Genomic DNA, 19,255 nt, shown 5'->3' on the forward strand with positions numbered 1-19,255 from the left:
CAGCGCTGGTGTGCGCCACCTGTGTCACCTCCCGGACCGGTTCTGAACTTCTCCCGAACGCGAGCCGACGCCCGTTCCGCGCTCAGGGGCGACAGATCGGGCGTCGGACGAACAGCTATTTGTCGGCGTCGGCCGATTGCGCGGAGGCGTTCTTGCGCTTGCCGTAACGCTTCTCGAACCGCGCCACGCGGCCGCCGCTGTCGAGGATCTTCTGCTTGCCGGTGTAGAACGGGTGGCACTGAGAGCAGACCTCGACGACGATCTGTCCGCTCTTCTTGGTGCTGCGCGTGGTGAACGTGTTGCCGCAGCCACAGTGCACAGTGGTCTCGACGTAGTCAGGGTGAATACCCGATTTCATGGTGTCCTCTTCAATCGTGGACCCGGGTCGCCTGGTCAGACGTGAGTTGTCAGACGTGAACCGGAACCGAGGTGTCGACGGTCGATTATGCCAGCTCAACCGCCACTCACGCGAAACGCCTGGGTGCCAGGCGCTATTCCGGCGTCGACGATTCCTGCGGTAACGGCCGGATGGCCTCGGCCGATGAATGCGTTAGGGGGTCGTGGGTCTGTCTCACGGCAATGGCGCGGTGAGGCGCCCGTCTCTTCGGCACAGCGGCCGATTGTCGGCGCGGCCGTCGAAGAGTTTGACAACAAAGGTGCCAGCTTCGGACCGGTCGGGGCGATTCGAAGTTCGCCGGTCGCAATAGGAGTGATAGATGAGGGTGAAGAAGGTTTTGGCAGCGGTGACTTTGACCAGCGCGCTGTCTGCCGGTGCTCTCGGCGCGGGGGCCGCGGTGGCGGCTGCCTCACCGGTGATGCCGGCCAAGCCGGGTCAATGTGGTCACGACGACGACTGCTGGCCCGGGCCGGGTCGCAACCGCGGTGAGAACTGGAATTGGGACAAGGGCAACAGAGACTGGACGGTCGGCAGCGCCGATTGGTGGCGGGGCCGTCCCGGCAAATGGTGGCGTGACGACGATCTGCCGCCGTGGGGATTCTGGGGGCCACCGCCACCTGCGCAATGGTCCGGCCCGCCGCCGTGGGTGGATCCGCACCCGATCAACTACTGGGGCTACACCGCCACCCCGGTGTGGGATGACGGCTTCCACGGCTGGGGAATCTGGCTCTTCGGAGTATGGATCCCGATCGTGGGCATCCAGGGCTACTAGCCAGCAGAGGAAACGGCCGTCTTGCGTCACCGCAAGGCGGCCGTTTTCCGTCGTCTCCGTTAGGAGGCGAATTCTTCGTTGACCGGCCCAGGCGCGTTCTTGGACACCTGCATCAGGAACTCGTAGTTGTTCTTGGTCTTCCGCAGCTGCGAGATCAGCAGGTCGATGGCTTGGTGCGAGTCCAAACCCGACAGCACCCGGCGTAGCTTGTGCACGATCGCGAACTCGTCCGGGGACAGCAGCAACTCGTCTTTGCGGGTGCCGGACGGGTGCACGTCGACGGCCGGGAACACCCGGCGCTCGGCGATCTTGCGGTCGAGCTTGAGCTCGGCGTTGCCGGTGCCCTTGAACTCTTCGAAGATCACGGTGTCGCCCGTCGAGCCGGTCTCCACCATCGCGGTCGCGATGATCGTCAGCGAGCCACCCTCTTCGATGTTTCGGGCCGCGCCGAGGAACCGCTTCGGCGGATACAGCGCGGTCGAGTCGACGCCGCCGGACAGGATCCGGCCGGACGCGGGCGACGCATTGTTGTACGCACGGCCCAATCGGGTGATCGAGTCGAGCAGCACGATCACGTCTTTGCCCTGCTCGACGAGGCGCTTCGCGCGCTCGATAGCCAGCTCGGCGACCGATGTGTGATCGGACGGCGGACGGTCGAACGTCGAGGCGATGACCTCGCCCTTCACCGAGCGTTGCATGTCGGTGACTTCCTCGGGCCGCTCGTCGACCAGCACCACCATCAGGTGGCATTCGGGGTTGTTGCGCGTGATCGCGTTCGCGATGTCCTGCAGCACCGTGGTCTTGCCGGCCTTGGGCGGCGACACGATCAGCGCACGCTGGCCCTTGCCGATCGGCATGATCAGGTCGATGACCCGGGTGGTCAGCCGGTCTTGGGTGGTCTCAAGGCGCAGCCGCTGGTTCGGATACAGCGGGGTCAGCTTGCCGAACTCGGGGCGCTTCCTGGCGTCCTCGACCGGGCCGCCGTTGACAGTATCGATGCGCACCAGCGGATTGAACTTTTGCCGCTGGTTGGGCTGCTCGCCGTCTTTGGGAAGACGCACTGCGCCGGTGATGTGATCGCCTCGGCGCAGACCGTTCTTGCGGACCATGTTCATCGAGACGTACACGTCGTTGGGGCCGGCGAGGTACCCGGAAGTGCGGACGAACGCGTAGTTGTCGAGCACGTCGAGGATGCCGGCGACCGGCTGGACGACGTCGTCGTCGCGCAATTCGGTTTCGCCGCCGCCGCCTTCGGCACCGCGTTCGCGCCGCCTGCGGTCCCGGAACCGACGGCCGCGACGGCCCTGTCGGCCTTCGCCGTCGTCGTCGCCGCGGGCTTGGTCGCCGCGGCCCTGGTCGCCTTGCGCTTGATCGCTGCGGCCCTGGTCGCCTTGCGCTTGGTCGCCGCGTTGGCGAGTGTCGGGCTTGGTATCGCCGGCGGTCTTGGCAGCACCGTCGGCCTCAGCCTGATCGGCCTGATCGGACTTGGCCGCGTCACCGGTGGCAGGTGTCCCGGTCTCCTCGCTGCCGCTCTGGGCGCCGTCGGCGGTCTTGGCGGGCGCCTTCTCGACTGACTTGTCGACGGCGTTATCTGCCGCCTGCCCCGCGGCAGCCTCGGTGGCCGAGGCATCGCCGTTGCGGCCCTTGCTGATTGACTCTCCGCGGTGCTCGCGGATGGCGGCGATCAACTCGCTCTTACGCATGCCCGAGGTGCCCTTGACGCCGACCTCGTTGGCCAGTGCGCGCAATTCCGGCAGCACCATCGTGGCCAGTCCACCGTCAGTCTTGACGTCACGCGTCGGCGCTTCGGCGGGCGCGGAGTTCGAGATTTCGGCTGTCACGGTGGTGGGCAACTCTGGGTGTTCGGCGCCACTGTCAGCCGCTATGAGGTCCGTATCGGTCACGGATGTCCTTTCTTTCCCTCGCAGTTTCGCCATACGAGGGGTTCGTTGCACTCAGCGATCCGCTGGGTGCTTATGTCCCACCGCTGTAGTTGCAACGGTGATCGCATCGGTTCGCAGCTGTCGGGCGAACCGTCATTCCCCGAGAAGAATTGGTGGTCGTCCTACTGTCGGCGCAGGTAGAAGCTGCGATTGCTGGACGGCACCGAGGATAACCCGCTTCCGGGGCGGAAGCAAGAAACGCCACTAGGCGTCGGCCACTGTGTTTGTCATCGCGGCAGGCGAGGTGCCACGACGTCTGAAGTCCATCGCACCCCCTCCCCGACCGACATCTCACGGACAGTGAAGTCGTTGGCCAAACCGAACTCGAGGGCTTCGGCGGGCAACTCAGACCGCGTAGTCAGCGCGATAACCGCTGGTCCAGCTCCTGAGAGCGCCGCCGCAACACCGCAACGCCGCAGCACTCGCAGGTATTCCCACGACCTCGGCATCGCGGAGGCGCGGTGCGGTTGGTGCAGCACGTCATCGGTCGCGGTGAACAGTAGATCCGGTCGTTCGGTCAACGCGACAACCAACAGCGCGACCCGGCTGGCGTTGAAGCGGGCGTCCTCGTGGCTGACGTGGCCTGGAAGCAGCACCCGGGTTGCGGCGGTAAGCGACCGCTCCTCGGGAATCGCGGTGAAGATGCGGATATCGGGGTGCAGCCGCAACGGCACGGCCGAGTATTTGTCGGTATCGCCGTCGTTTTCCGTCCACGACACCACTGCGCCGCCCAGTACGGCAGCTGAGGCGTTGTCGGGATGCCCTTCGGCCTCCGAAGCGAGCTGGATCAGCTGGCCGCTGCTCATCGATGGCCAACCCGCTTGTGCGACAAGACCATTCGCAACCGCGAGCCCGCCGACCACCGCGGCCGCCGAGGACCCGAGCCCACGCGAATGCGGAATGTCGTTGCGGCAGCGCACCACAAGTCCGGCAGCCGTGACGCCGGCGGCCGCGAGCCCGCGCTCCACGGCGCGCACCACCAGGTGCTCACGCGTCAGCGGAACGTGTCCGGCTCCTTCGCCCTCCACCTCGACCTGAAGCCCGGATTCCCGTGTCGTGACGACGATTTCGTCGTACATATTGAGCGCCAGACCGAGACTGTCGAATCCCGGGCCGAGATTCGCAGAGGACGCCGCAACCACGGCACTGGCCGTCAATCCGGCCGGAAGAGCGGATGTCACGGTGGCGACTCCATCTAGACCAAGCCCAGCTTTTCGACGACCGCAGTGGGGTCGACCGGAATCGGCGATACCGGCGGGATGCCTTTCAGGGCGGTGTCGGGATCCTTGAGGCCGTTGCCGGTCACTGTGCACACCACCGTGGACCCTTTACGGACCCAGCCGTCTTCCACCGACTTGAGCAGGCCCGCGATGCTGGCCGCCGATGCCGGTTCGACGAACACGCCCTCGCTGGATGCGACGAGGTGGTACGCGGCCAGGATCTCGTCGTCCGTGGCCGCCAGAAACCGGCCACCGGACTGCTGCTGGGCTTCGACCGCGGGTCCCCACGATGCCGGGGAGCCGATCCGGATCGCGGTCGCGATCGTCTCGGGATTCTTGACGGGTTCGCCGTGCACCAGCGGTGCCGCACCGGCGGCTTGCGTGCCCAGCATCCGGGGCAGCCTGTCGCTGCGTCCGTCGCGGTGGTACTCGGTGTAGCCGCGCCAGTACGCGGTGATGTTGCCCGCATTGCCCACCGGTAGGGAATGCACGTCAGGCGCGGTGCCCAGCACGTCGACGATCTCGAACGCGGCGGTCTTCTGCCCTTCGATGCGGACCGGATTCACGGAGTTCACCAGCGCGACCGTCGGGAAGTCGGCGGTGGTCTTGCGAGCCAGTTCGAGGCAGTCGTCGAAGTTTCCGTCGACCTGGATGATCTTGGCGCCATGCATGACTGCCTGGGCGAGCTTGCCCATCGCGATCTTGCCCTGGGGAATCAGCACCGCGCAGGTGATACCACCGCGTGCTGCGTACGCCGCCGCGGACGCCGAGGTGTTGCCCGTCGACGCGCACAGCACCGCCTGCTGACCCCGCGCGAGGGCGTCGGTGACCGCCATGGTCATGCCGCGGTCCTTGAACGAGCCCGTGGGGTTGGCGCCCTCTACCTTGAGATGCACTGTGCAGCCGGTCATTTCGGACAATCTCGGCGCGAACACCAGCGGAGTGCCACCCTCGAGCAGGGTGACTGCCGTCCAGTCGGCGGCCACCGGCAGGCGGTCACGATACGCGCCGATCACCCCCGGCCAGGGCTGATGCACCGTTGATTCCGTCGCGGTCATTCGCTGTTTCCCTCCAACCGCAGCACGCTCGCGACATTCTGCACCACGTCCAGCCCGGCCAGCGCGGTGACGGTGTCCGACAGCGCGGCATCGGTGGCTTCGTGGGTGACGACCACCAGCCGCGCGCCGACTCTCTGACCTTCTTGGCTGACCACGCCCTCCTGGCGGACCTCGGCGATGCTCACCTCGTGCTTCGCGAATTCGGCTGCCACGGCGGCCAATACACCGGGTCGGTCGGCCACGTTCATGCTGACGTAGTAGCGGGTGACGATCATGCCCATCGGCGCGATGGCCAGCTTGGCGTACTTCGACTCACGCGGGCCGCGACCGCCCTGCACGCGGTTGCGAGCCGCCATCACCACGTCGCCCATGACTGCCGACGCCGTGGGCGTGCCGCCGGCACCTTGGCCGTAGAACATCACGCGTCCAGCAGCTTCCGCTTCCACGACCACCGCGTTGAATGCGCCGTTCACTGCCGCGAGAGGATGGCTCAGCGGCACCAGGGCTGGGTATACCCGGGCCGAAACCCGTTGCTGCCCATGGTCTCCGGTGATCCGCTCACATATCGACAGCAGTTTGATGGTGCGGCCCAGGGCGCGCGCCGAGGTGAAGTCGGCGGGAGTGACTTTGGTGATGCCCTCCCGGTAGACGTCGTCGGCCGAGACGCGGGTGTGGAAGGCGATGGACGCCAAAATCGCAGCCTTCGCGGCGGCGTCATAGCCTTCGACGTCGGCGGTGGGATCGGCCTCGGCGTAGCCCAACGCACTCGCGTCGGCAAGCGCGGTTGTGTAATCGGCTCCGGTGGAGTCCATTTCGGACAGGATGTAATTCGTGGTGCCGTTGACGATGCCGGCCACTCGCAGCACGGAATCACCGGCCAGCGACTGCGTCAGCGGGCGGATCACCGGGATGGCGCCCGCGACGGCGGCTTCGAAGTACAGGTCGACATGTGCTCGCTCGGCGGCCTGCGCCAGTTCGCCGGTCGACTGCGCCAGTAGCGCTTTGTTGGCAGTGACCACGGACTTGCCGCGTTCCAACGCGCCGAGAATGGCTTTGTGCGCAGGATCGACCGGTCCCATCAGTTCGACGACGATGTCGACGTCGTCGCGCGACACCAACTCGTCGATGTCGCTGGTGAGCAACTCCACCGGAACGCCCCGGTCAGGGGCGACCCGGCGGACGCCGACGCCGCGAAGCTCCAGTGGGGCACCGATGCGGGCGGCCAGATCGGCGGCGCTGTCGTTGATGATTCGCACCACCTGGCTGCCCACATTGCCCAACCCGAGCACGGCTACGCCTACGGGCTTTTCGTCGCCTGTCATCCGGTGGTCACCTCCAAACTCAGTAGATCGTCGACCGTCTCCCGGCGCAGGATCAGGCGGGCTCGCCGATCGCGCACGGCCACGACAGCCGGTCGGCAGATCATGTTGTAACGGCTGGACATGGAATAGCAGTACGCGCCCGTCGCCGCGACCCCCAGCAGATCGCCCGGTTGCACGTCGTCATTGACCCACGTGTCGCGGACGACGATATCGCCGCTCTCGCAATGCTTTCCGACGATGCGCGCGAGGACCGCGGGTCGATCGCTGGTGCGGGACACCAACCGCACGTCGTACTCGGCACCGTACAGCGCGGTGCGGATGTTGTCGCTCATTCCGCCGTCGACGCTGACGTAGCGCCGGTTTGCGTGCGGTGTGACCGCAACGTCTTTGACCGTTCCGACTTCGTACAGCGTGATGGTGCCGGGCCCGGCGATCGCGCGGCCGGGTTCGACGATCAGCCGCGGTTCAGGAAGCCCCGCGGCCGCTGACTCGTGGCGCACGATGCCGGACAGCTTGGCGGCGAGATCCTCGACGGGTGGCGGGTCGTCGTGCGGAAGATAGGAAATGCCAAGGCCGCCACCGAGATCGATCGCGGAGATCTGCGATGTCTTGGCCACTCCGAATTCGGCGACGACGTCACGCAACAGTCCGATCACGCGGTGTGCCGCCAGCTCGAAGCCGGCGACGTCGAATATCTGCGAGCCGATGTGACTGTGCAGGCCAACCAGCCGCAGATGGTCGGCCGCGAAGACATGGCGAATGGCCGCCATCGCTTCGCCGCCGGCAAGCGACAGCCCGAACTTTTGGTCCTCGTGCGCGGTGGAGATGAATTCGTGGGTGTGGGCCTCGACCCCGACCGTGACGCGGACCAGTACATCCTGAACGGTGCCTTGCTCACCGGCGATCGCGTTCAGCCGATCGATCTCGGCGATGGAATCCACCACGACGTGACCGATGCCCGCCCGTACGGCGGCGCTCAGCTCGCCGACTGATTTGTTGTTGCCGTGGAACGCGATTCGCGATGGCGGAAAGCCGGCCTGCAGGGCGACGGCGAGCTCGCCGCCGGAGCACACGTCCAGACAGAGCCCTTCGTCGGCGATCCAGCGCGCAATCTCGGTGCAGAGGAACGCTTTTGCGGCGTAGTGGACGTTCTCCCCGCCACCGAACGCGGCGACCATCGCGCGACAACGGCCGCGGAAGTCGTCCTCGTCGATCACGAACAACGGGGTGCCGAACTCGCGGGCGAGATCGGTGACGGGCACGCCGGCCACCCGAACCACCCCGTCGTCGCCGCGAAAGACGTTGCGCGGCCAGACGTTCGGCGCGAGTGCCAGCAGCTCCTCGGCGGTCTGCGGCTTCGGCGGGGCGGCCGCAGGGTGCACTTCCTCCGCGTGGCGAGGTCCGGCCGGATGGGCGATCACATGCGCTCCGGAGCGGTGACACCGAGAATGTCGAGGCCGTTGGCGATGACTTGGCGCGTGGCCTGGCACAGCGCCAGCCGGGCGGCGTGCAGTTCGGTGGGCGGCTCGTCGCCCTGGGGCAGAACTCGGCAAGTGTCGTAGAAGCGGTGGTAGTCGCCGGCCAGATCCTCCAGGTAACGGCTGATGCGATGCGGTTCGCGTTGTGCAGCAGCCGTTTTGAGGACGCGCGGGAATTCGCCGAGGCTGCGGATCAGCGTGCCTTCGCGGTCGTGCGCGAGCAGGTGAAGGTGACCGGTGTCGGCTTGCAGGCCGAGTTCGGCGGCGTTTCGCGCCAGTGCCGAGAGCCGGGCGTGCGCGTATTGCACGTAGTAGACCGGGTTTTCGTTCGAGGCGCTCGACCATAGAGCCAGGTCGATGTCGATGGGCGTGTCCACGGAGCTGCGGATCAGCGAGTAGCGGGCGGCGTCCACGCCGATGGCTTCGACCAGGTCGTCGAGCGTGATGACGGTGCCGGCGCGCTTGCTCATGCGCACCGGCTGCCCGTCGCGGACCAGGTTCACCATTTGGCCGATCAGCACTTCGACGGTGTCCGGGTCGTCGCCCAGCGCGGCGGCTGCTGCTTTGAGCCGCGCGATGTAGCCGTGGTGATCCGCACCGAGCATGTAGATGCAGAGGTCGAAGCCGCGTTGCCGCTTGTCGAGGTAGTAGGCGAGGTCGGCGGCGATGTAGGCCGGCTGGCCGTCGCTCTTGATCACGACTCGGTCTTTGTCGTCACCGAATTCGGTGGTGCGCAACCAGATTGCGCCGTCTTTCTCGTAGATGTTGCCCGTCTCGCGCAGCCTCTTGATGGCTTGCTCGACGCGACCGCTGGTGTGCATCGACTCTTCGTGCGTGTAGACGTCGAAGTCGGTGCCGAAGTCGTGCAGGGACTGCTTGATGTGGCTGAACATCAGGTCGACGCCGATGGACCGGAACGTCTCGTGCTGCTGATCGTCGGGCAGGCTCAGCGCGTCGGGCGCTTTCTCGAGCACTTGGGCGGCGATCTCTTGGATGTAGCTGCCGGCATAGCCGTCTTCGGGGGTCGGCTGGCCTTTCGCCGCGGCGATCAGCGAGCGGGTGAATCGGTCGATCTGTGCGCCGTGGTCGTTGAAGTAGTACTCGCGAGTGACGTCGGCACCCTGGCTGGAGAGCAGCCGGCCGAGCGCGTCGCCGACCGCGGCCCAGCGGGTGCCGCCGATGTGGATCGGTCCGGTGGGGTTCGCGGAGACGAACTCGAGGTTGATCTTGCGGCCGTCGAGTGTCGTGGCGTGCCCGTAGTTTGGGCCGGCCTGGATGATGTTGCTGACGATCGCGCCCTGGGCCGACGCGGCGATGCGCAGGTTGACGAAGCCGGGCCCAGCCACCTCGGCGGAGGCGATGCCGTCGACGTTGCCGAGCTGCTGCGCCAGCCACCCGGCGAGTTCGCGCGGGTTGACTCCGACCTTCTTGCCGAGCTGAAGCGCCAGGTTGGTGGCGTAGTCACCGTGCTCGGGGTTGCGCGGCCGCTCGACTGTGACCGTGGCGGGCAGCGCGGCCGTATCGAGGCCATGCTGGTCCAGCACCGCTGCGGCGGTGGTCCTGAGCAGCGCGGCCAGGTCGGCGGGGGTCACGAGGGTCCATCCTATGGGCTGGGCGTTTACAGCCCGAATCCATTCCGATGGGTTTGCGACGGCCGCGATGCGCTAGTCTGGGCGAGCCCAACGGCGCAGCGTCTCGGCGAAGTCGTGGCGATGCGCCCCCGTAGCTCAGGGGATAGAGCGTCTGCCTCCGGAGCAGAAGGCCGCAGGTTCGAATCCTGCCGGGGGCACCCTTTCTGACCTGCGGCGATGTCGCTAAGAGGCGGGCAGCAAAATCTCCACCGCAGCTGCGACTGAAGTAGCCTGTGTGGCCGACGAGGTCCTTAGGGACTTGCAAGTCACAGCTCTGTCTCCGCTCCCCGGGGGACGGACATGCCCGCCTAGTAGCGACAACACCGCGAGGGCTTCGAGTTTCGCGAATGGTTACCGCGATCTAGCAGTAGTAGTAGAAGTAGCTGCCGTCACTGTAGGTCTCCCAGCACACGCTCTGCGGCGGGTGCACAGGTGCGGCGTTCGCTGCCTGGGCGATGCTCAGCGCAGCAAGCCCCAGGCCGGAGGCCAGCAGGGCGGCACCGGCGGTGGTATGGACGATGGCGCGGATCTGGCTGATCATGTGTGTCACTCCTTGGGTCGGTTGTCGTGCTGACACACAAAGAATCGAGCGCGGCTCTTGGCGGATTCTTGGTGAAGGTTCAACGCTTTAAGTCGGCTGCGGACCACACAATTTGCCGCGGTCGAATCCCGTACGGCGTTGTTACGCTGTCCGGGATGCGTCTTGCGGTCGTGCGAACAGCCACTGTCGTACTCGTCGGCGCACTGCTGTGCTGGGTCGCTGGCCAACTGAACGGCCCCCGCGCGTCGGCCGTTTCGAATCTCGCCGGAATGGCGGTGTTCCTCGATCCCGGTCACAGCGGTGCCAACGACTCGTCGATAACCAGACAAGTTCCCAACGGCCGTGGGGGAACCAAGGACTGCCAGACCACCGGCACGTCGACCAACGACGGCTATCCGGAACACAGCTTCACCTGGGATGTGGCGTCCCGGGTCCGCGATTCCCTGGATCGTCTGGGCGTGCGCACTCAGCTGTCCCGCGCCGACGACGACTCCTCCGGTCCGTGTGTCGACCAGCGCGCTGCGGCCGCCAATGCCATGCGCCCGGACGCCATCGTCAGCATCCATGCCGACGGCGGACCGCCGTCGGGCCGAGGGTTCCACGTCAACTACTCGAGTCCTCCGCTCAACGCCGCGCAGGCGGGTCCGGCGATGCCGCTGGCCATAGCCATGCGCGACGCACTGTCCTTCGACGGACTGACCCCGTCGACGTACCTCGGCTCCAACGGCCTGTACGGCCGTGCCGATCTCGCCGGTTTGAATCTGGCCGACTATCCGGCCGTCTTGGTGGAGTTGGGCAACATGAGAAACAGCGATGAGGCCGCACTGATGGAGTCCGCAGACGGACGCGCCAAGTACGCCGCTGCGGTGACACGGGGTGTGGTCGCCTACCTGACAAGCAAAACGCCTACTGCCTGACGTAGTGGCGGAGGCCATGCCGCGCAGTGTTCCGTAACGCCGAGTTCTGTTGCCGCACAGTCTGTTACCTGGCCGACGATTTCGCGCGACCGGCGCAACCTCCACCCAGCCGTCGGCATCGTGCTTCGCCGTGGGCCAGCGCGGGCTGACCATCCCCCTAATTACCGATGCACATCCGATGAGTGAGTGTTATTCCCGCCCCACGCCGATCGCCGTTGTTTTAGCGTTGAGCCCGCCTGGGCGTTGACGGGAGGTGTGCCCTGTGACGCAGCGTCGAACGGCCCTCGCCAGAGCCGTACTCAGTGCCGCCTGTGCGGTCCTGCTCGTCACCGGGTGCAGTGCCACCGTCGTGCACGGCCGGCCCTTGTCGATGCTCTGGGATCCGAACCGCGTCGGCGGCCTTCCCGCCACCAATGGACCCAGCGGCGCCCGTTCGAACGCCCCCCAGCCTTCCGGCACCGTGGAGAACACGGACGGCGGCCAAGTCGACCGCTTGGCGTTGCTGGCGCTCAACGACATCGAGGACTTCTGGCAGAAGAACTACTCGGAGTCACTGCGAGGCAGCTTCAGACCGGTGTCGACGATGCTGTCCTACGACGCGTCCGACCCCAGAAGCCCGTCGGCGTGCGGAGCGCCCACCTACAAGTTGGTCAACGGGTTCTACTGTGCGCCCGAAGACCTGATGGCATGGGACCGTGGCCGCCTGATGCCGTTGGCCACCAAGTACTTCGGCGTGATGTCGGTGAACGCGGTGCTGGCTCACGAATACGGGCACGCCGTGCAGCAGATGGCAAGAACCGTCAATCCCAGCACGCCCGGCCTCGTCGCCGAGCAACAGGCCGACTGCTTCTCCGGGGCCTACGTGCGCTGGGTCGCCGAAGGGAAGTCGCCCCGATTCACGCTGAGTACCACCGACGGACTCGACCATGTGCTGGCCGGGGCCATCGAACTGAGAGATCCGGTGATGACGGTCGAGGACTCGAACGCCGATCCGCACGGCTCGGCGATGGACCGCGTCAGCGCCTTTCAAGTCGGTTTCGACACCGGTGCCGCCGCGTGCGCCAAGATCGACATGGATGAAATCACGCAGCGGCGCGGTGATCTGCCGACATCCCTGGAGGTCGACCCGGCAGGCAATGTCCAGACCGGCGAGGTGCGCGTCGACACCGACACCCTTTCGACGCTGATGGAGGTTCTCGGCGAGGTGTTCCATCCCATTAATCCACCCACCCTGCATACCGATTCGCAACGCTGTTCTGACGCGAGAAAATCGGCGCCGGCGTCCTACTGCCCAGGCACCAACACCATCAACGTCGACATGCCGGCACTGCAAGACATGGGGGCGCCCGCCGACGAATCACAGTTGGTTTTGTTGCAAGGCGACAACACCGCGATTTCAGTCGTCACGTCGCGATACACGCTTGCGCTGCAACATGAGAAAGCGATGCCGCTCGACTCGCCGACGGCGGCGTTGCGAACCGCGTGCCTGACCGGTGTGGCGCAACGCAGGATGGCCGAACCGGTCGGCGTGCCCTCGGGAAAGACGCTGGTGCTGACTGCCGGCGACGTCGACGAAGCGATCTCCGGTCTGCTGACCAACGGTCTCGTCGCAAGCGACACCAACGGCAGTACCGTGCCGGCCGGGTTCACAAGGATTCTCGCCTACCGGTCCGGTCTCGTCGGCGACGAGAACCAGTGCTATCAGCGATTCCCATGACACAGGACGACGCGCGATGAGCAGACCTTCCGAGCCCGCGCGTCCGTGGTCCCGACGGCCCGACCCGCAGCGTCAGCCGCAGGGCGGACAGGCGGAGATCCCGTGGTGGCAGCAGGTACGCCACGACCGGCCGCCGGCACCGCAGTACTATCCGCAGCCGCCTTACGCCACGCCGCCCGCTGTCTCGACCGCCCCGCGCAAGAAATCCAACGGTGCGCTTGTTGCTGTCGGCGTCGTTGTCGGCGTGGTGCTGGCCGTAGCTGTTGTCGCTGCGGTCCTGTGGGCGCTGGGTGTGACGCATCGCAAAGAACTCGATGTCACATCAGCGGAGAACGGCGTCCGGCAAGTGCTCACCGACCCGACGAACGGTTACGGCCTCAGAGACGTCACCGGCGTCCGCTGCAACAACGGCGACAACCCTGCGGTCAAGAAAGGTGAAACCTTCTTCTGCGATGTGACGGTCGACGGTAGCAGGCACCGGGTGGCCGTGTTGTTCGTCGACGAAGACGGAACATATGAGGTCGACAGACCGCGATAATCGTTGCAGCACAAGTGTTTTCGTCTCGTACCTAGCGAAATATGTTCCCTCCGAACATTTCTCATGACATAGACTGCGGCCGAAGCGCAAATTGGCAAAAGAGCCAACGCTTCTCTTCGTGAACCAGGCTATATCGACTGCGTATTGTGAAGGGGTTCACAATTTTTGGCGGCTCAGAAACCGCTCTGTTAACGTCCCGCCGCGTGTTTGCTTTAGCAACGTTGATGACCCTGATTACCCAGGTATCGGGCACGCCGTACGTCTCCGGCGGCGATTCGCCCGCCGGTACGGACTGTTCCGGCCTGGCGTCGTGGGTGAGCAACGTGGCGACCGGCAGGCCCGCATTCGGCAACCGGTTCACCACGCAGAATGAAGAAAGCGCCCTGCTCGCCCGAGGTTTTCAACATGGAACGCAGCCCGGGGCACTGGTGATCGGCTGGAACAGCTACCACACCGCGGTGACGCTGCCTGATGGCACATCCGTGTCGTCCGGCGAGCGCGGCGGGGTGAGGCTCGGTGGCCCGGGCGCATACCAGCCGCAGTTCACCCACCACATGTATCTGCCGGCGGAAGCGCTGGCCCCAGTCGAGGACCAGGCACCCGCACAAGACGCGCCGCAGCCGGACATGGTGCAACTAGCCGCTGACGTGGTCACCTCGCCGGCCCCCGAAGGCGCGCCGGAAGAGGCACCGCCTGCTGACGCACCGCCCGCTGAGCCCCCGCCTGTTGAGCCTCCGGCCGCCGACGCCTGACGACGCGCGACTACTGGCTCTGCTGAACCCTCGTATTAGGGCTCGGGACGACGACTCTGCCGGGTCCGTACAGCGCGTTCGACAGGCATCCCGGGATGCCGCCGCACGCGGTGAGGAGCTGCTGCGTGGGTGCACCCCCGCTGGTGGGGGGCGGCGCCACCGGCGCCGGGCACATGTCCACCGGCACACCCTCGGCCAGAACCGACATGTTGATGCCGCCACAGTCGGCAAGTGTCTGGGAGGGGGCAGCCTGGATGCCGATCGGAATCGCAACGACCGCCCCGGCCGCCGCTGCATAGGCCAGCACTCGCATCGAACGCCGCATGGTCAATCCCGCCCCTCGTCGAGTTCCCGGAGACATTGTGCCCATAGTTGCGGCGAAGCGCGAGTGCTCAGCGCACCAGTCGCCGCAGCAGCGCCGAGGCCGCCACGATGCCCGCGACCGCTGCGACAAATAACACTGCCATGTCGAGCAGCCAATTCGACGGCGTGCCGATCAACAGGCTGCGCAACACGTTCACCTCGTAGCTCAACGGGTTCACCGCCGATAGCCACCGCAGCCAGTGCGGCATCACGTCCACCGGATACAGCGCATTCGAGGCGAAAAACAGCGGCATCGTGATCGCCTGGCCGATACCCATCAGCCGATCCCGGTTGCGCACCAGCCCGGCCAACGTCATCGACAAGCACGCGAAGAACCCCGAGCCCAGCACCACCACAGCCATTGCGGCGACGACCCGCAGCGGATTCGTGGTCAGGTGCACGCCCATCAGGTACGCCAGCAGCAGCACCCCGACCACTTGAGCCACCGACCGCACGCCCGCTGCGAACGCCTTGCCGGTGATCAACGCCGACGACGGCGCCGGCGTCACCATCAACTTGGCGAGGATGCCTGCGTCGCGGTCCCAGATGATTTGGATCCCGTAGAAGATCGAGATGAACAACGCCGACTGGGCGATGATGCCGGGCGCCAGAAACGCCAGATACGGCACTCCGCCGGTGTCGATGACGTGCAGGCGCGAGAACGTCTGCCCGAAGATCAGCAACCACAACGCGGGCTGCACCATGCGCGTGACCAGCTCGGCACGGTCGTGTGCCAGCTTCTGGAGCTCGACGAGTGAGAACGTGCCGATCCGGACGAACATCCCCTGCACCCGTCGCCAGCCTCGTGGTGCGCGGACGATCCCGGCCTCGGCTCGGGGTTCAACTGACACGGCGCGCAATCCTTCTGCTGGAACGGATGTCGCGCAGACCGGTCCGTGACGTCTCGTCGCCCAGATCGGAGCCCGCATAGTGGCGGAATACGTCTTCGAGGGTGGCGTTGCGTGACACGCTCGCCTTCAGCTGCTCCGGCGTGCCGACGGCCTGAAGCTTGCCGTGGTGCATCAGCGCAACGCGGTCACACAGTGCGTCCGCCTCTTCCATGTAGTGCGTGGTCAGCAGCACGGTCATGCCGAAATCGGCCTGCATGTCGGCGACATGTGTCCAAACACCGTCGCGGGCAATCGGATCCAGGCCGACGGTCGGTTCGTCCAGGATCAGCAGCGACGGCCGGTTCACCAGTGCCTGCGCCAGCTCGAGCCGCCGGACCATTCCGCCGGAATAGGTGGTGGCGACCTCGTCTGCGACGTCGAGCAGGTTCATCGCCTCGAGCGCCTGGTCCACGCGCTCGGCCCGCTGCCGTCGCGGCACGTCGTACAGCCTGGCGAACCACTCCACATTCTGCCGCCCGGTGAGGGCCGGCTCTATTGAAAGTTGTTGCGGCACATAGCCGATGTTGTAGCGGACGTCCATGGTCTGTCGGCGGCTGTCAAGGCCGAAGATGAATACCTGACCGGCTTGCGGCGGCGTGAGCGTGGTGAGGACACGCACCACCGTGGTCTTGCCGGCACCGTTGGGACCGAGAAGCCCCATGGTCTCCCCCGGCCTCACTTGCAACGTGAAGTCGTCGACTGCGGTGAAGTCGCCGTACCGGTGCGTCAGATTCCGGCAGTCGACGGCCAACTCGGCGGCACTCATGTCTGCTTCTCCTGCAGTCGTCGGGTGATCTCGGCCAGCACCGACAGCCCTCGCGTCAGCGCGGCAAGCTGGTCGTCGTCGAGGTCGTCGAGCACCTCGGCAAGTGCAGCCCGCCCCGCGGCCCGCGACGCGTCGGCGATGTGCTGCGCCGACTCGGTGAGCCGCAGCCGGGCCACGCGGCGGTCGCCGGCGTCGACCGTGCGGGTGATCAGCCCGTCGGAGGCCAGCTTGGACACCAATGTGGAGGCGGTGTTGGGCACCAATCCCAGCTCCGCGGCGGCTTCCCGGATCGAGATGTCCGGACGCCTGCCGACCAGCCGCAACAGCTCTGCCTGCGATTCCGTCAACCCGGTGGTGTCGAAGCCCCGTCCCGCGGACCGCCGCAGCTGCCGGCGGAAGCGTCCGACGACAGCGAACACGTCCGTGACGAGGTCGGTGGTGGTCCGCATGACATCCCACGGTACCTCTGTTACAGAGCTATTTCACCTGCGCGGCCACCTCGGCGGCATCGCGTAGCTGGCCGATGTCCTTGCTCGTCGGAATCAGGTGCACTTCGTCGGTGCCGATGTCAGCGAAGGCACGCAAGACTGCAAGTAATTCGTCTTGTCTTCCGGCGAACCCCGTGAACGGCGCCATCGCGTGGACGTGCTGGGCGGGGATCCAGTTCATGTAGCGGCGCAAGTGCCGGTGCACCTGCTCGCGCGCGCCCGGCCCGAGCGCAAACCAGAACGACGTCGTCAGTCGCGGCGGCGGTTTGCCTTCTGCGGCCCACGCCGTTCGAGCGACGTCGAACAACGAGCCCACCTTGCCGACGTCGAGGTCAAGCGTCGTGCCCGCCAGCCCATCTGCCCATTTCGCCGCGCTCCGAACGGTTTTCAGGCCCATAGTGCCCACCAGCAGTGGCGGCCCGCCGCGCTGGACCGGCGGTGGACCGACCGGACACACTGACTCGGTGAGCCGCTCGCCCGCCCACACACGCTTCATCACAAGCGCCCGTTGTGCCATGTCGCGCATCGTCTGGGTGGCGGGGTCGGCGCCGACCGCGCGGTAGTCCTCGTGGCGGCCGCCCACGCCTAACCCGACGGTCAGCCGGCCGCCGCTGAGCATGTCGCCGGTGGCCAGCGCCTTGGCGAGCATGACCGGATCGTGCAGCTGGGGCACGACGACCGTCGTCACCAACTGCACCCGGTCGGTCCACGCCGCGAGAGCTCCCAGCAACGTCAGCGTGTCGGGGTTGTCGAACGCGATGCGCTCACCAAAACACGCTGAGGCAAAAGGGCCTTCGTCGATCGCACGCGCCCACGCCCGCAGCGTCGCGTGGTCCAGATCCGGCTCCATCACCGGCATGGTCATGCCTATTTGCACGCCAGTTCTCCCATGATGGCCGCCACCGGCGCGGCCTTGGTCTTCTTGAATCCCGTTCCCGCCCAAACGTTGACGCCGTGCGGGTCACCGGCCCGCACAGCAGCCGCCCGCACCGGACTGGTCAGATAGTGGACGTGCGGATAGGCCAGCGGGGCCTGCGCGTCGTGCTCGTCGATGAAGCGGTTCCGCAGACCCCGGGCATACCTACCCGAAAACGCCTTTGTCACAGCCGTTTCCGTGAATTGTGCGTCCTGCAGCGCCGCGCGGTGCACCGGGCTGCTGCCGGCCTCATCGGACAGCAGGAACGCCGTGCCCAGTTGAGCGGCGACCGCACCCGCCCGCAGCACCGCGGCGACGTCGTCAGCGGTCATCAGTCCGCCAGCCGCCACCACCGGAACCGCCACGCGCGAGAGGACATCGGCGAGAAGCTCAGACAATGGCTGCGCGGCCGGGATGGCCGCAGGGTCATACGTGCCGCGGTGACCGCCCGCGGCCGGACCCTGCACGACGAGCGCATCGACACCGCGCGACACCGCACGTTCAGCCTCCGCCGCAGTGGTCACCGTCGCCGCGGTGGTGATACCGGCCCCGGCCAATCTGCGGATGTCCTCTGTGCTGGGCACGTCGAACGTGAACGACACGATCTCCGGCCGCACATCCAGCAGCATGTCCAGCTTCGGCGCCCACTTGTCGTCGTCGTAGCGCGCTTCACCCAGCTCTGCGCCGTAGCGCTCCGCCTCGCCGGCGAGCGCCTCGGCATACCGGTCGAGCTCAGCGCTATCAGCTGTATTGTCTTGCGGCACAAACACGTTCGCGCCCACCGGGCCGGTCGTCATTTTACGGGCGGCGGCGAGGCGGTCGGCGAAGTCGTCGACCGACAGGTATCCGCCGGCGACAAAACCGAGCCCGCCCGCGTCCGTGGCGGCGGCCGCCAATTGCGGTGTCGACGGGCCGCCCGCCATCGGCGCGGCGATCACCGGTACAGGCAGATCGGCGAACTGGAAAATACTCATCGCTACCTCGCAATCTGCCGCGAGTACAGCAGGCAGTCCTGCGGTCCGGGCGCTAGGTTCGGAAAGACGGTGTGGTCGGACACCCGGGCTTGCAGCACGAAGCCGCACTTCTCGAGTAGCCGGGCTGACCGCTCGTTGTCGACGTGGCAGGCCGCCGTCACCGACGCCACCTCCGGATCGCGCTGCATCTCAACCAGACCCAGCTCGATTGCTTCGGCCATCAGCCCCTGCCCCCACCACTGGGCGGCCAGGCAATAGCCCATTTCGACGGTGCGGCCCCGCAACCGCCGGTAGCCGAACTGACCTATCACCTGCCCCGACTCACGCAGCACAACCAGCCAGGTGTGGTCGTCGCCCTGGTTGAACAGCTGGGTGATCACCCGACGCGTCTCCTCCACATCACGGTGCGGCGACCATGACAGAAACTTCGTGACCGCCGGGTCGGAGGTGATCGCCGAGAACAACTCCTCCGCGTCTTCCGCCCTCGGTTCGCGCAAGAGAACGCGCGGGCCGGAAACGACGGGGGCCATGCTCCGATACTGTATTCGCGCCCTTTTGCCGGCCGCGACCGG

Annotated in this window: 20 protein-coding genes and 1 tRNA gene; 6 read left to right on the forward strand and 15 right to left on the reverse strand. The window is 66.4% G+C overall.

The genetic code is table 11. From position 1 onward, the window contains the following. Positions 1–115 precede the first annotated feature (115 nt). Positions 116–358: a 50S ribosomal protein L31 gene (gene rpmE / locus AC5Y4C_RS13085; protein WP_499912578.1), complete on the reverse strand. Its 243-nt coding sequence runs from the start codon at positions 356–358 to the stop codon at positions 116–118. 358 nt (positions 359–716) lie between these two features. Between rpmE and AC5Y4C_RS13090 the strand changes: the two genes are divergently transcribed. Further along, a complete protein-coding gene (locus tag AC5Y4C_RS13090) occupies positions 717–1,169 on the forward strand; it encodes a hypothetical protein (protein WP_499912580.1) in 453 nt (150 codons plus the stop codon). A 59-nt stretch (positions 1,170–1,228) separates the two neighbouring features. Here the strand turns inward: AC5Y4C_RS13090 and rho are convergent, their stop codons facing one another. From rho to argS, 6 genes are all read right to left on the reverse strand, one after another. Beyond that, positions 1,229–2,998 carry a transcription termination factor Rho gene (gene rho, locus AC5Y4C_RS13095; RefSeq protein WP_499965134.1) on the reverse strand — a complete coding sequence of 590 codons (1,770 nt, stop codon included), beginning with the start codon at positions 2,996–2,998 and terminating at the stop codon, positions 1,229–1,231. A 341-nt stretch (positions 2,999–3,339) separates the two neighbouring features. After that, positions 3,340–4,293: a homoserine kinase gene (thrB, locus tag AC5Y4C_RS13100; RefSeq protein ID WP_499965096.1), complete on the reverse strand. Its 954-nt coding sequence runs from the start codon at positions 4,291–4,293 to the stop codon at positions 3,340–3,342. Positions 4,294–4,307: 14 nt separating this feature from the next. Further along, the gene (gene thrC / locus AC5Y4C_RS13105; RefSeq protein WP_499912586.1) at positions 4,308–5,390 is read right to left on the reverse strand and encodes a threonine synthase; all 1,083 of its coding nucleotides are present in this window, start codon (positions 5,388–5,390) and stop codon (positions 4,308–4,310) included. Next, entirely contained in the window at positions 5,387–6,712 is a 1,326-nt protein-coding gene (locus AC5Y4C_RS13110; RefSeq protein WP_499965098.1) for a homoserine dehydrogenase, read from the reverse strand. The genes thrC and AC5Y4C_RS13110 overlap by 4 nt, the downstream gene beginning before the upstream one ends. Beyond that, positions 6,709–8,094: a diaminopimelate decarboxylase gene (lysA, locus tag AC5Y4C_RS13115; protein WP_499965136.1), complete on the reverse strand. Its 1,386-nt coding sequence runs from the start codon at positions 8,092–8,094 to the stop codon at positions 6,709–6,711. Before lysA ends, AC5Y4C_RS13110 begins: the two co-directional genes overlap by 4 nt. 35 nt (positions 8,095–8,129) lie before the next feature. Beyond that, a complete protein-coding gene (argS, locus tag AC5Y4C_RS13120) occupies positions 8,130–9,782 on the reverse strand; it encodes an arginine--tRNA ligase (protein ID WP_499965100.1) in 1,653 nt (550 codons plus the stop codon). 124 nt (positions 9,783–9,906) lie between these two features. On the opposite strand from argS, the gene AC5Y4C_RS13125 reads away from it, so the two are divergent. Continuing rightward, positions 9,907–9,979: transfer RNA gene (locus tag AC5Y4C_RS13125), tRNA-Arg, on the forward strand. Positions 9,980–10,182: 203 nt separating this feature from the next. Here the strand turns inward: AC5Y4C_RS13125 and AC5Y4C_RS13130 are convergent. After that, positions 10,183–10,362 (reverse strand): hypothetical protein, encoded by a 180-nt coding sequence (locus AC5Y4C_RS13130; protein WP_499965101.1) that lies wholly within the window; start codon positions 10,360–10,362, stop codon positions 10,183–10,185. Positions 10,363–10,517: 155 nt separating this feature from the next. On the opposite strand from AC5Y4C_RS13130, the gene AC5Y4C_RS13135 reads away from it, so the two are divergent. From AC5Y4C_RS13135 to AC5Y4C_RS13150, 4 genes are all read left to right on the forward strand, one after another. Beyond that, the gene (locus tag AC5Y4C_RS13135) at positions 10,518–11,279 is read left to right on the forward strand and encodes an Rv3717 family N-acetylmuramoyl-L-alanine amidase (protein WP_499965103.1); all 762 of its coding nucleotides are present in this window, start codon (positions 10,518–10,520) and stop codon (positions 11,277–11,279) included. Positions 11,280–11,532: 253 nt separating this feature from the next. Beyond that, entirely contained in the window at positions 11,533–12,996 is a 1,464-nt protein-coding gene (locus AC5Y4C_RS13140; RefSeq protein WP_499965105.1) for a neutral zinc metallopeptidase, read from the forward strand. A gap of 16 nt (positions 12,997–13,012) precedes the next feature. Further along, entirely contained in the window at positions 13,013–13,534 is a 522-nt protein-coding gene (locus AC5Y4C_RS13145) for a DUF4333 domain-containing protein (RefSeq protein ID WP_499965106.1), read from the forward strand. Between the two features lie 224 nt (positions 13,535–13,758). Continuing rightward, positions 13,759–14,286 (forward strand): peptidoglycan endopeptidase, encoded by a 528-nt coding sequence (locus AC5Y4C_RS13150; RefSeq protein WP_499965108.1) that lies wholly within the window; start codon positions 13,759–13,761, stop codon positions 14,284–14,286. 10 nt (positions 14,287–14,296) lie between these two features. Here the strand turns inward: AC5Y4C_RS13150 and AC5Y4C_RS13155 are convergent, their stop codons facing one another. The 7 genes from AC5Y4C_RS13155 to AC5Y4C_RS13185 all read right to left on the reverse strand — a co-directional run bounded on the left by AC5Y4C_RS13155 (position 14,297) and on the right by AC5Y4C_RS13185 (position 19,213). Beyond that, the gene (locus AC5Y4C_RS13155) at positions 14,297–14,611 is read right to left on the reverse strand and encodes a hypothetical protein (protein ID WP_499912741.1); all 315 of its coding nucleotides are present in this window, start codon (positions 14,609–14,611) and stop codon (positions 14,297–14,299) included. A 67-nt stretch (positions 14,612–14,678) separates the two neighbouring features. Next, positions 14,679–15,431, reverse strand: a complete 753-nt coding sequence (locus AC5Y4C_RS13160) for an ABC transporter permease (RefSeq protein ID WP_499912761.1) — start codon at positions 15,429–15,431, stop codon at positions 14,679–14,681. 58 nt (positions 15,432–15,489) lie between these two features. After that, positions 15,490–16,305, reverse strand: coding sequence for an ATP-binding cassette domain-containing protein (locus AC5Y4C_RS13165; protein ID WP_499965110.1), 816 nt, complete (start codon positions 16,303–16,305; stop codon positions 15,490–15,492). After that, positions 16,302–16,754 (reverse strand): MarR family winged helix-turn-helix transcriptional regulator, encoded by a 453-nt coding sequence (locus AC5Y4C_RS13170; RefSeq protein ID WP_499912735.1) that lies wholly within the window; start codon positions 16,752–16,754, stop codon positions 16,302–16,304. Before AC5Y4C_RS13170 ends, AC5Y4C_RS13165 begins: the two co-directional genes overlap by 4 nt. 28 nt (positions 16,755–16,782) lie before the next feature. Then, positions 16,783–17,658, reverse strand: a complete 876-nt coding sequence (locus tag AC5Y4C_RS13175) for an LLM class flavin-dependent oxidoreductase (RefSeq protein WP_499965112.1) — start codon at positions 17,656–17,658, stop codon at positions 16,783–16,785. Positions 17,659–17,660: 2 nt separating this feature from the next. Then, on the reverse strand, positions 17,661–18,683 hold the full coding sequence (locus AC5Y4C_RS13180; RefSeq protein WP_499965114.1) for a nitronate monooxygenase: 1,023 nt from the start codon (positions 18,681–18,683) through the stop codon (positions 17,661–17,663). 2 nt (positions 18,684–18,685) lie between these two features. After that, positions 18,686–19,213, reverse strand: a complete 528-nt coding sequence (locus AC5Y4C_RS13185; protein ID WP_499965116.1) for a GNAT family N-acetyltransferase — start codon at positions 19,211–19,213, stop codon at positions 18,686–18,688. Positions 19,214–19,255 lie beyond the last annotated feature (42 nt).

The organism is Mycobacterium sp. NGS35 (genome assembly GCF_059812855.1).

Bases quoted from the DNA above. Each gene is read 5' to 3' on its own strand.
- rpmE (WP_499912578.1), bottom strand. From the start codon at position 358: ATGAAATCGGGTATTCACCCTGACTACGTCGAGACCACTGTGCACTGT.
- AC5Y4C_RS13135 (WP_499965103.1), top strand. From the start codon at position 10,518: ATGCGTCTTGCGGTCGTGCGAACAGCCACTGTCGTACTCGTCGGCGCA.
- thrC (WP_499912586.1), bottom strand. From the start codon at position 5,390: ATGACCGCGACGGAATCAACGGTGCATCAGCCCTGGCCGGGGGTGATC.
- AC5Y4C_RS13110 (WP_499965098.1), bottom strand. From the start codon at position 6,712: ATGACAGGCGACGAAAAGCCCGTAGGCGTAGCCGTGCTCGGGTTGGGC.
- AC5Y4C_RS13090 (WP_499912580.1), top strand. From the start codon at position 717: ATGAGGGTGAAGAAGGTTTTGGCAGCGGTGACTTTGACCAGCGCGCTG.
- AC5Y4C_RS13175 (WP_499965112.1), bottom strand. From the start codon at position 17,658: ATGACCATGCCGGTGATGGAGCCGGATCTGGACCACGCGACGCTGCGG.
- AC5Y4C_RS13170 (WP_499912735.1), bottom strand. From the start codon at position 16,754: ATGCGGACCACCACCGACCTCGTCACGGACGTGTTCGCTGTCGTCGGA.
- AC5Y4C_RS13130 (WP_499965101.1), bottom strand. From the start codon at position 10,362: ATGATCAGCCAGATCCGCGCCATCGTCCATACCACCGCCGGTGCCGCC.
- AC5Y4C_RS13185 (WP_499965116.1), bottom strand. From the start codon at position 19,213: ATGGCCCCCGTCGTTTCCGGCCCGCGCGTTCTCTTGCGCGAACCGAGG.
- AC5Y4C_RS13155 (WP_499912741.1), bottom strand. From the start codon at position 14,611: ATGCGGCGTTCGATGCGAGTGCTGGCCTATGCAGCGGCGGCCGGGGCG.
- AC5Y4C_RS13180 (WP_499965114.1), bottom strand. From the start codon at position 18,683: ATGAGTATTTTCCAGTTCGCCGATCTGCCTGTACCGGTGATCGCCGCG.
- AC5Y4C_RS13150 (WP_499965108.1), top strand. From the start codon at position 13,759: ATGACCCTGATTACCCAGGTATCGGGCACGCCGTACGTCTCCGGCGGC.
- AC5Y4C_RS13165 (WP_499965110.1), bottom strand. From the start codon at position 16,305: ATGAGTGCCGCCGAGTTGGCCGTCGACTGCCGGAATCTGACGCACCGG.
- AC5Y4C_RS13160 (WP_499912761.1), bottom strand. From the start codon at position 15,431: ATGTTCGTCCGGATCGGCACGTTCTCACTCGTCGAGCTCCAGAAGCTG.
- AC5Y4C_RS13145 (WP_499965106.1), top strand. From the start codon at position 13,013: ATGAGCAGACCTTCCGAGCCCGCGCGTCCGTGGTCCCGACGGCCCGAC.